At 64.9% G+C, this 11,122-nt stretch carries 9 protein-coding genes and 1 pseudogene; 6 read left to right on the forward strand and 4 right to left on the reverse strand.

Features of this window, described 5'->3' with window-relative positions; genetic code table 11:
• Positions 1–250: 250 nt before the first annotated feature.
• Positions 251–748: a DUF6326 family protein gene (locus SM452_RS29935; RefSeq protein ID WP_355512130.1), complete on the reverse strand. Its 498-nt coding sequence runs from the start codon at positions 746–748 to the stop codon at positions 251–253.
• A gap of 275 nt (positions 749–1,023) precedes the next feature.
• On the opposite strand from SM452_RS29935, the gene SM452_RS29940 reads away from it, so the two are divergent.
• Together SM452_RS29940 and SM452_RS29945 are read left to right on the forward strand one after the other, a co-directional pair.
• Positions 1,024–2,070 carry a sensor histidine kinase gene (locus tag SM452_RS29940; protein WP_463841177.1) on the forward strand — a complete coding sequence of 349 codons (1,047 nt, stop codon included), beginning with the start codon at positions 1,024–1,026 and terminating at the stop codon, positions 2,068–2,070.
• Complete coding sequence (locus SM452_RS29945; RefSeq protein ID WP_463841178.1) at positions 2,067–2,723, forward strand: response regulator; 657 nt, start codon at positions 2,067–2,069, stop codon at positions 2,721–2,723. The genes SM452_RS29940 and SM452_RS29945 overlap by 4 nt, the downstream gene beginning before the upstream one ends.
• 100 nt (positions 2,724–2,823) lie before the next feature.
• Here the strand turns inward: SM452_RS29945 and SM452_RS29950 are convergent, their stop codons facing one another.
• The 3 genes from SM452_RS29950 to SM452_RS29960 form a co-directional block, all read right to left on the reverse strand.
• A complete protein-coding gene (locus SM452_RS29950) occupies positions 2,824–3,123 on the reverse strand; it encodes a hypothetical protein (RefSeq protein ID WP_463841179.1) in 300 nt (99 codons plus the stop codon).
• Positions 3,120–3,299 (reverse strand): hypothetical protein, encoded by a 180-nt coding sequence (locus SM452_RS29955; RefSeq protein ID WP_463841180.1) that lies wholly within the window; start codon positions 3,297–3,299, stop codon positions 3,120–3,122. The genes SM452_RS29950 and SM452_RS29955 overlap by 4 nt, the downstream gene beginning before the upstream one ends.
• 489 nt (positions 3,300–3,788) lie before the next feature.
• Complete coding sequence (locus tag SM452_RS29960; protein WP_463841181.1) at positions 3,789–4,985, reverse strand: helix-turn-helix domain-containing protein; 1,197 nt, start codon at positions 4,983–4,985, stop codon at positions 3,789–3,791.
• Positions 4,986–5,632: 647 nt separating this feature from the next.
• Between SM452_RS29960 and SM452_RS29965 the strand changes: the two genes are divergently transcribed.
• The 4 genes and pseudogenes from SM452_RS29965 to SM452_RS29980 all read left to right on the forward strand — a co-directional run bounded on the left by SM452_RS29965 (position 5,633) and on the right by SM452_RS29980 (position 10,640).
• On the forward strand, positions 5,633–6,067 hold the full coding sequence (locus tag SM452_RS29965) for a hypothetical protein (RefSeq protein ID WP_463841182.1): 435 nt from the start codon (positions 5,633–5,635) through the stop codon (positions 6,065–6,067).
• 224 nt (positions 6,068–6,291) lie between these two features.
• Positions 6,292–7,499, forward strand: a pseudogene (locus SM452_RS29970) (IS110 family RNA-guided transposase).
• Between the two features lie 812 nt (positions 7,500–8,311).
• Entirely contained in the window at positions 8,312–9,304 is a 993-nt protein-coding gene (locus SM452_RS29975) for a hypothetical protein (RefSeq protein ID WP_463841183.1), read from the forward strand.
• A 466-nt stretch (positions 9,305–9,770) separates the two neighbouring features.
• The gene (locus tag SM452_RS29980; protein WP_463841184.1) at positions 9,771–10,640 is read left to right on the forward strand and encodes a hypothetical protein; all 870 of its coding nucleotides are present in this window, start codon (positions 9,771–9,773) and stop codon (positions 10,638–10,640) included.
• Positions 10,641–11,122 lie beyond the last annotated feature (482 nt).

Here is an 11,122-nt window from a genome sequence, read left to right on the forward strand (position 1 = left end):
GACCGATCTCCTCGCCGGCTTCTTCGCCAGCACCGGCATGACCCTCGAACCCGAGCCACCGAGATAACTCGAACCTTGGCCTTTCAACCTCTGTAGCGGACGTCTCCATACCCCCTCCTTCATCGAGGTGTCCGCGAAACTTCCCTACCGAGGCTCGCGTCAAACTGGGACGGAGCAGTTGACCATCGGCCCGGCCGGGACCCGCCAGATCCGGTACCCGGGCTGGCAGCCGTCGACCGACACCCCCTGCCTAACCGGCGGTGACGGCAGAATTCCCCTCCAAGGCGGCGAGCCCGCGGCCGGCGGTGGCTCGAACGGCCCGGGGCCAGGTCCATGCGGCGCGCAGGATGAAGGCCAGGAGCAACAGCTCAAGCCCGATGGAGAAGCCGTAGAAGTAGAGGTAGGCCCAGGACTCGCCGTCCGCGTTGTACACCGTGACGGGGACGTAGAGCGTTGCCACGACGAGGTTGGTGGCGCGGTTGACGCGGGCGGGGAGTGTCGCGGAGAGCAGGATCATGAGGATCGGGACGGCCATGAGTGTGAGCGCGAGGGCGACGAAGGTCGGGCCCGTGTCGAACTCGTGCACGGTGCCGGCCAGGATGTCGTTGATGAAGCCGGGCTTGTACAGGGCGAGGTAGTCGACGTAGATGTAGAGGAACATGAAGCTGGCCCAGGCCGCGGCGAGCTTCGCCTGGACCGGGATGCGCGCTTCCTGGAGCGCACCGGCTCGTCTGTCGGTTCTGGTCATCACGTCTCCTGCTTGCTGGCGTCAGCCGGGTCGGCTCACTCGATGTCTCCACCATGACCAGCGTTGGCAGGCGCCACATCCGCTTGCGGGCTCGGGCTGTCCTGGCCCCGGGCCCGGGAAACTCGCCGTACTTTCGGCTGATCCGCCCGAGGGGCGGCCCCCTTACGTTCTCCGGAAAGGGGGGAAGCATGCTTGCTGGGATCTGGGCTGAGCCTCGCCCCACAGGTGCGCCGGTGCGGGTGTGGCGGGACTGGGCGGTGTCCTCGGCTCTTGTCGTGATCTCGGTCGTCGAGCTGCTGCTGCGCGACGACAGGGCATGGGCGCCGCTGCTGGTCGGTGTCAGCCTCGTGGTCGCGGCGTGCCTGCTGTATCGACGCACGCGACCGCTGGCCGCGGTAGCCGTTGCCTTCGGAACCGTTCTCGCCTTCGACCTCGCGAGGATCGCGGTCGTCGACGCCACCGGCCTGCTGGGCATCGCCGGGCTGCTCGTGTTGCCCTACGCCCTGCTGCGCTGGGGGGCTGGTCGCGAGGCTGCCCTCGGGCTCGGCGTCATCCTCGTCTGGCTACCCGTCACCCTCGTCGCGGATCAGACCTCACCCGCGGAGAAGGTCGCCGGTTACGGCTTCTTCCTGTGCTCGGCCGCGCTCGGAGCGGCAGTGCGCTACCGCACCAGAAGCCACGACCGGGACGTCGAGCAGGTCCGGCTCCACCAGCGCAACGAACTCGCCCGCGAGCTGCACGACACGGTCGGCCATCACGTCTCGGCCATCGCCGTCCAGGCACAGGCAGGTCGCGCGCTGGCCGCCACAGATCCGGAACGCGCGCTGGCCACCCTGGTCACCATCGAGGAAGAGGCGTCCCGGACGCTCAGGGAGATGCGAGCCCTCGTGGGCGTGCTGCGCGACGGTACGGACGCCGATCTCGCCCCTCGGCGAGGAGTTGCGGACATCGAGCGACTCGCTCGTCCCGGCGGCGAGGTGCTGGGCGTCCGCGTACAGGTCTCCGGTGACGCCGAGGCCGTTGAGCCGGCAGTCGGCACCGCCCTCTACCTGATCGCCGCCGAGGCGGTCACCAACGCGACCCGCCACGCCCGCGGCGCCACCGGAGTCACCGTCGACGTCACCGCATCCCGCGGCCAGGTGCATCTGCGGGTGCGCGATGACGGCGAGGCGACCACGACCAGTTCCCCGCACCCCGGCTACGGGCTGCGCGGCATGGCCGAGCGGGCGAGCCTGCTCGGCGGCACCCTCCGGGCGGGACCTGCCCCGGACGGCGGCTGGAGCGTCGACGCCTCGCTTCCTCGGAAAGTGCGCGCGTCATGACCATCCGCGTGCTGGTCGCTGACGACCAGGACATCGTCAGGGCAGGGCTCTGCATGATCCTGGACGCCCAACCGGGCATCGCCGTCGTCGGCGACGCCGCCGACGGCCGCCGGGCGATCTCCATGGCCCGTGCGCTGCGTCCCGATGTGTGCCTGCTGGACATCCGCATGCCCGAGGTCGACGGGATCGAAGCCACCCGCCGGCTCGCCGGGGCCGACGTCGTCGATCCGCTGGCCGTCGTCGTCATCACCACCTTCGACCTCGACGAGTACGTCTACGGCGCGCTCAAGGCGGGCGCGCGAGGCTTCCTCCTCAAGGACGCCGGCGCCGAGATGCTCACCCAGGCCGTCCATGCCGCCGCCCGCGGCGACGCCCTGATCGCACCGAACATCACCGCGAGGCTCCTGTCCTCCTTCGCGAACAGCCGCTCGCGCTCGGTGCCACCTGAGCCTGTCGAGCCGCTGACCGCTCGCGAGGAACAGGTGCTGCTGGCTGCCGCTCGCGGGCGGACCAACAGCGAGATCGGCGAGGAGCTGTCCATCAGCCTCAGCACCGTCAAGACCCACATCGCCGCCCTGATGCGCAAGCTCAACGCCCGCAACCGCGTCGAGATCGTGATGTGGGCCTACGAGACACGCCGCGTCGGCACCTGATCGGCGCCCGCAGGCTCGGGTCGCGGAAACCAACGCCGACCGCTTCGGTGTGAGCTGTCGGCGAGATGGCCGGGTCAGGCTCGATGCGAGGTCAGAGGGCCTAATGCGACTCGTCCCGACCGGGCTCGGCTGGCACGGTTGTTGCACCTCGCTGCTGCACTACCGGCATGAGGTGGCCGGCTTCCCGGGTCCAGCCGAGGAAGCGGCGGTGCAGCACGCCGGCCGGCGTCCAGGGCATGTCCTCGGTGGCCTGAACGAGGTAGGCACCGAGGTAGAGGGCCAGCGACACCGGCGCATCCATGAACTCCGCCCGCAACTCCCGCTTCCGGGTGGGGCACGGCCAGGGCAGGTCGCAGCCGCCGCAGCTCCAGACCGGCATGACCGGGCCGTGGGTGGTCACCGCACACCCTCCAGGAACCGCGCCGTGATCGCCCGCGCCTGCCGGCTGGTCGCCCATTCCACCTGCCAACAGGGGTACGGAGTCAGCCGTGCCCACCACGCCCGGCACCCGACGCACATGCCGTCGAGCCCTCGTACATGAACCGCGACGATCGCCTGTTCCTGCCCGCTGGTCACTGCTCACCCTCCGACGGCCAGTGGCCCCGATTGATCGGAATCCGATGCCGGGCGCGGCACGGCAGGTCGGACCCACAGCGGCAGATGCGCCGCCAGAGCCGCCACGACCACACCGGCCGGTGCCTGCGAGCAAGAGTCAGCGCGGTGGCAGAAAGGTATTCGTCATACGAGACGCGCCGCTCCCCCGACATTGACGTGCCCCCCACGCCCGCCGGGGCCTGTTGCCCGCCGCGCGCCTGGTCCAGCAACCGCCGCCGGGCGATGTCCTGCTCCATCATCTGGATGCGCTGCCCGACGCCGTACGCCGTCGGAATCGAAGGGACGTACCGGCCTGCGAGTCGCCGCAGGAGCCCGATAGGCACCGTCATCTTCTGGCCCTCCGTGATGAGAACACGAAGAGGCACCTGCTGATGTGCCTCGATCCGCGCCCGGTTCAGTGAGGTCCAGCGTCGCGCCGCGCGCGTCTACGATCCAGAAGGTGACTGTCCGCTAACCAGGTGTGCTGTCCGCTGTTGATCGCCTGCCCGGGGCGTACTCGACGCACAGTTCATGGAACATCGCGGCCTCGGGCACTCCGAGATCCTCGACCTTGGCCAGCAGTTCCGCGGCTCGCCACCAGTTCGACGGCACCACTCGCCCGGATGCCACAGCCTGCGACCCGAGCGCAACCGCTTCGTCCGGCTGACCGGCGGCGACGAGAGCAAGTCCGAGGTCGAGACGCGCCGATGCCGACCGGCGTGGCCGCGCTCCCCCGTCGCCGTGCGGGTCCAGATCGGCCAGTACGGCCCGAGCCACCTGCTCGGCGCCCGGGTCACCGGCCCATGCCAAAGTCGTGGCCGTGTAGGCGGCGGCCTTGGCAGGGTCGTAGCGATAGTGATGCTCGGCTCGCTCGGGAACGGGCAAGTTCGCCGCCAACCGCTCTACCCGATCCAGCGTTCGTCGGGTGGCAGCAACGTCTCCGATGCGAGCCCATGCACGGGCCTCCTGGGCAGTCGCCTGGATCCTGGCAGAGCTGCCTGGAGGCGCGACTCGTTGCGCCTGCTGGGAAAGATCGAGCGCTGAACGGTGGTCACCTTGCGTCAACACGTCCCAAGCCCGCGTCTCCAGACACCACGCCTGGATCTCGGGATGCTCAGCATGTTGAGCAAGGTCACGAGCAGCTCGCAGATGAGCAGCCGCAGAATTCCGCTGCCGCAGGTCGATGTGAACCGTGGCCCTCAGCACCGCCAACCAACCGCCGGCAACCAGCAGCCGCCGCTGTTGAGCAAGCGTTAGCCGCCCGTCGAGCAGCCGCACCACATAGGAGAGGTGCCGCCGCACCAACGGCAACAGATCCGCCGGGGCCATCGTCGGATAGGAGCTGGCGAGGTCGTCAACGCCCTGCTCGATCCGTTCGAGCGTGTCGTTGCTGACATCACTGGCGGCGACTCTCGCCCGCAACTCGCCGGCCTCGGCCGCATGGTCGATCGGCGCATCGACCAGCCGAGCAAGCACTCCCCCGGCATCCAAAACCCGGTCCAGGTGGCGGGCTGTGTCGACCGTCGGGGCTTTGAGCCCTGCCTCCAACTCGTGCAGATGGCTCTTACTCCGGTGAGCGAGTTGCCCGAGAGACCGAAGCGACAGGCCACGCCGCTCCCGAAACTCCCGCAGAGCTACCCCAAAGCGCGGATCGACGGACGAGGCCATAGCGCCGCTCCCAGCTCAAGAGGCCTGGCGAATCAGCAGGCCGCCACCCCATCGACGGTACCCCGACTCTTCCCACGTGGACGCCCCAGGCTGCTCGCTTCTCAGTGAAGTGGCCTTGGGACCCGCCGCGCCCCCGGATCAAACAGTGATCTCTTCGGTGTGAATGTTGATCTCACCGACCGACGCACGCCAACCCATGCCATCTGACGCCGTCAGGTTCGTGCGGGTCGCCTTCCAAGGCCGTTCGGCCTTCACTCGCACGGTGCCCCCTTGCTGACTTCTTGCTGACGATGGTCGGACAAGAGCGCTGGCCTTGACCCCCAGAGGTCTGCAACCCGGCCTTCTGCGGCTGGCCGGCAGCCGAGGGGACGACCGCAGTCACTACGGATCCGCATTGCGTCGTGGGTTGCTGTACCCGACCACCGTACTGGTCGGCGCCTTCAGCCTCACGACGAGATGCCACTCCCATAGCATTGAACTGCAGCAGGCTGGGAGGTGGTCCCGGCCGAGTCGTACCGACGGTTGAGAGTGGGAACGCTACCCCCTGGTGGCAGGTTGCTCCACTCCTACGCTGCGCTGCTCGACTTGGACTGACGGCACAGTCGCGTAACATCCGGGCGGCTTGGAGGCCCATGCATGATGGGAAGATGACTCCCTTTTGGTCCGGCGTGCTCAGTGCTCTACTCGGTGCTGTTGCGGGTGGGCTCTTCACCGCAATTGCGGCAATCGCGCAGGTGCGGGCGACTGACAGAACGACCAAACTGCAGGTCGCAGCAAATCAAGCAGTAGCCGAGCGTCAGGTGCGTTCGGCGTTTGAGACTGCCGCTTACCAAATGCAGAAGGCCCACGAGCATCAAATGGAACTTTTGCAGGAGGAGCTGAGGCAGCGCGCCATCCTTGAAATCGCCGACACGCTAGACGAGTTAGACAATCGCGCACAGGACCTCGTCAAGGACGCGCCTCGCCTCCAGCACACATGCAGCATCGAGGAATTCTACCCGTTCTACAAAGAGGCAACTAACAGGATTTACCGCTTCCGAGTGGTTTACGGACACATCCCCCCCCCCCCGTTACCTTTTTGATCGTCCCCAGCCGGGGACCCTCGGTCGCCCGGCCCGGTATGACTTCCTGCCCCTGTCGTACGGATAATTCGGGGGGTGTTGTCGCCGGGTCGGGTGGCGTCGGTGGACCGCTGATAGGGACACGGCCACCCGTGTTGGGGTAGGTCTCTTCGTAACGTGGCTGCCGGCAGTCCGACGCCTGGACCAGCGGCCGAGGCCACGGACGATGCGTGGAGGCGGGTCTGGTGAACGACGAATACGGCGTCTACCTCGGCTTGGACGTCGGTAAGGGTGACCACCACGCAGTCGGGCTGGCTCCGGACGGCAAGCGGCTGCATGACGCGGCGCTGCCGAACACCGAGGCCCGGCTGCTGCGCAACTGTTCGACACACTCGCCCGTCATGGTCGGCTGTTGGTGGTGGTCGACCAGCCGGCGTCGATCGGCGCCCTGCCGGTAGCGGTGGCTCGGGCGTGCGGGCATCAGGTGGCCTACCTACCCGGCCTGGCCATGCGCCGCATCGCTGATCTGCACCCAGGCTCGGCGAAGACCGACGCCCGCGACGCTTACGTCATCGCTGATGCCGCCCGCACCCTGCCGCACACGCTGCGGCGGGTCGACACCGGCGACGAGACCCTGGCCGAACTGGAAGTCCTGGTCGGTTTCGACGACGACCTCGCCGGCGAAGCCACCCGCGTGTCCAACCGCATCCGAGGACTGCTCACCCAGATCCACCCCGCCCTGGAACGAGTCCTCGGCCCGAAACTGCACCACAAGGCCGTCCTGGAGTTGCTGTCGCGCTGCGGCGGACCCGTCGGTCTGCGCAAGGCCGGCCGCCGCAAACTCCTGTCCATCGCCGCCGTCCACGCACCCCGCATGGGGCAACGCCTCGTCGAGCAGATCATGACCGCCCTCGACGAGCAGACCGTCACCGTCCCCGGCACGACAGCGGCGGAAACGATCCTGCCCCGCCTCGCCGACAGCCTCCGCGACGTCCTGAGACAACGCGACCAGGTCGCCACTCAGGTCGAGAGGATGCTTGATGCGCACCCTCTTGCCGGGGTCCTGACCTCGATGCCCGGCATCGGCGTCAGGACCGCAGCCCGGATCCTGCTCGAAGTCGGCGACGGCAGCAGCTTCGCCACCCCCGGCCACCTCGCCGCCTACGCAGGCCTAGCCCCCGTCACCCGACGCTCCGGCAGCAGTATCCGCGGCGAACACCCACCCCGAGGCGGCAAAAAGAACCTCAAACGCGCCTTCTTCCTCGCCGCGTTCGCAGCCCTCGCGGACCCCGTCAGCCGCGCCTACTACGACCGCAAACGCGCCGAAGGCAAGCGTCACAACGCCGCCCTCATCTGCCTCGCCCGACGCCGCTGCGACGTCCTGTTCGCCATGCTCCGCGACAAGATCCCCTACCAACCACGGCCGAGAGATCAGGCACCCGTCCCCGCTTGACGAAACCCATAGGGACACCCCCCCGCAATTAACAAGTTTCTGGAACCGCTGGCTACGGAGGTTTTCTCTTTCACCAAAGGGGGTGTCGAGCAGGCAGCGAAGGAAGCCGCGGAAGAGAAGCGGCACGCCGACATCTGCGGCTATTGCCGACTCGCCTCAGATTGGTCGGAAGGCTTATGGGCGACAACTGTCGCCGCAACCAAGGCGCTCTCGCGAGCGAAGGATTCATCGAACAGCACCCCCTGACGACCCTCCCACAAGGGACTAACTGTCGGCCCCGCAACGCCTCAGGGTCTGTGACGGTTTCCGGCCTCGCCCGGCGGAAAGTCAGACTCTTCGTCCCGAACGCCGTTGCGAGGCATCGCTGAATGTCGTCCGGTGCGGCCACACGCTGCTAAACAGCGCGCCTTCGCGCTCTCGTGTTGACCCTTACCGTTCGTTGTTGCTGGTTTGGCTGCCTCCTGGCTGCCCCCGGGAGCAAGGGGTGGCCGCGGCGGGGACGGCTAATGCGGCCGGTGGTGCTCAACGAGCGAGATGAGTTCATCCGGGGTCAGCCAGGGCGAGGACCGGTGGATCATCCGGTGGCAGTTGGAGCACAGCAGCATGAGGTCTTCCGGCCGTACGTGTAGGTCCGCTGACGTGGAGAGGCGTGCGGTGGTGGCCCTTGCGGGCACTAGAAGTCGTCCCGATGCGTCCTGGTCGCTCCGAGGTCATTTAACGGGGGAGGGGCGGGTCAGGGTGAACGATCCATCGATCGCAAGCAGACTGCTGGAACATCGCCAACCGGCGCCAATCCACATAGGATCGAGTACGTGAACAAGCCGGATGAGCCAAAGCCAAGACGGACCGAAAGTGACTTAACGCACCTACTGAAGGAGATTCTGAGACGGCAGCACCCTGAAGCATCCATTCATGAAGAGACTCGAGTAACGGCGAGGCTTGTGCCAGACCTCCTCCTACAAGGACCTGAGGGCGTGCACGTTGTAGAGGTAAAAAAGAATTACCCGCAGACCGCCCGTCGGCTCCGCGACCTGCGTGATCAGCTCATGGAGTACAGGCAGGCAGTTTCCGAGCTATATCGGCGCCGGGACGTTCGCATAACCTTGGCAATACCGGGGTTCCTCACCGCCGAGAAAATCGATTACCTGCAGCGCCACGGCATCGACGTTTGGGACAAGCGCTGGATAATGCACTCAGGTGATGCCGTCGGCCTAACGAGGGAGGTCAACGAGTTCTTCGAGGGGGATGAGGACTACGAGTCCAGACCACTCAGTCAAAGTCAAGCAAGTCGACTGCGGGAACGCCTTCGACAGATGGAGCCAGGGAAGAAATACTGGTCCGCCTATCAGAAGTTATGTCGCGAGATCTTCGAGCACCTCTTCTGTCCAGAGCTCTCCAGCCCTATCGAAGAGAGCGCAAACGAACCTGGAGTCAATAGGCGAGATTTCATAATGCCGAACTATTCTAGTTCCGGGTTCTGGCTATTCCTCCGCAGCCACTATCAGGCAGACTACCTGGTCGCAGACGCCAAAAATCTTCAAGGTTTGGTGACCAAGTCGCACGTCCTGCAGGTGTGCAATTATTTGACGCAGCACGGAACGGGGCTCTTCGGCGTAATCGTCACGCGGAAAGGAGCCGACAGGGCAGCCGAGTGGACCCGTCGGGAGCAATGGGTCTTGCACAATAAGATGTTGATCGTCCTGAACGATGAGGACGTAATGCAAATGCTCAAGAATAAGGAAAGCGGCGAGGATCCGTCGGTGGTTATTCGGCAACGCATCGAGGACTTCCGCCTCAATCTCTAGCAGGCTCTAGTAGTCTAATCAGCCTCAGTTGTCCTGGCTTTCAATCGCACCCAAGGTCGGACCAGTTGCCTCCTCGGTGTGTATGTTGATCTCGCCTGCCGGCACTCTTAACCGAGGCCGTCACGTGTGTTCCGACCTCCAGCAAGGCCACGGCACGATCTAAGTCGCCGCACCTCTTGCTGACTTCTCGCCGACCGAGCCGGCCCACCACGTCCGCTCCTCGGACGGCCCGACAGGTGCCGTGGCCTACGGCGCCAGTAGGCCGATGGAGGTGGCGTCGGCATGACGCGGGAGGACCTGGCGCTTTCGGACGCTGGTCCCCCCTCCCGGAGCAACAGGCTTGTTGTCTCGTATGCGACTCGACATGGTGTTGACACTTTGCGGCGGACAAGAAATAGTGGCGTGACAAGTATTAGCTTTCGCCCCTCGGAGGCTGTTTTGGCCGGAAAGAGCCGAAATGCTCTAGTTGCCTTTTTTTGAGGTCCAGGACGAAGAAGGCAGGGCTCTTGAAGCCCCGATCGACTGGCCAGCCTTCCTTTCGTTTGTGTTTCGCCAAGACATGGATGCTCGGCGCCATAGAATCAACGGCATCCCACATTGGGGACAGGTTTACACGTACAAAGAAACAGATCACCTGATTCTTGCTCGCCATCGCGATGAGGTTTCGTCGCTCGATATTTCGACCGGCGAGATTGTCGACACCGAGTCGGATGCCACGAAGCCGTGGGTAGAGGTATCGGTGATGCACTTCCTTCCAGACAGCAATCGTTTCGGATTCGTTCTAGGCTCCAGTGCGGCGCCACGGGTTTCATCCGTTGCTCACTGGATCAATGAACACAAGGTCCTCGACCAGCGCATAACCATCGCTCCCGTGCTGGATCGAGACACGATGCGCAAAGTCGAACGGGCTGAAGGCGCCAATTTGGTGAAGGTTACATTCGAATCGAATCGAATCGCCGACCTGGCCGAAAGTAGGGGCCTATATGAGGTTGCTCAGGGCCTAAAGATGCAATACGGCGACGTCGTGGTGGAACTTCTACTTCGCACAACCAAAGACCATGGCGGCCCCCGGGAGAAGTCCAACATCCTGAGTGAAGCCCGACACTTGGCAGACACTGGCATATTCGACAAGGCGGTCGCTGGCCTTAGCTGGCATGACGAGGAAGGTAAACTCCAAAAGGAGCAGGTCGATTTTGTCAAGCACCGCCTAGCTAAGACCATGAAGATCCGAGTCGTTGACGGAGCAGGTAAGTCTATAAAGGTTGCGTCGGCTATCGAGGCGATCTACAGGGCTGCCGACCAACTCAAGCCGGACCTCTATGGCACCCCTGAGTAACTTGTCACACCCTGCCGTTACCATCTCCTAGAGAGGTGGTGATGTGCGATGGCGGAGAACTCGGACGATAGCGATGGCAAACTCGTCCGACTTATGAACACGTGGTCAGATAAACCAAGTGTCGACCTACTGCTAATGGCAATACTCGTAGGCTTGCACTTGTCGTTCGTTTATCTGCTTGGCGTGGGAAATGTGCTTCACTGGGCGGATCAGGCCCAACGGCTAGCGGTGTACGCGGCGGGAGCCGGCATGATGTCGCTAATCGCCGGATTCACCGGCACGGCGATTGCTCAGTACGGCAGCTCTTCTGGGCCAGTCGTGACCACTATCCGTTCCAACCACGGTTCCGCGATCCGCCTAAACTGGTTGAACATTAGCGGTGGTCTAAGAGCGTGTTTGAGAAGGTCTGTTGTGGACGGCGTGGTGGCATGACTTCCACCGGCGAGACGGGCAGGGTGGCGCGGTGTCTGCACGCCGTGGCT

The organism is Micromonospora sp. SYSU B005 (genome assembly GCF_055362685.1).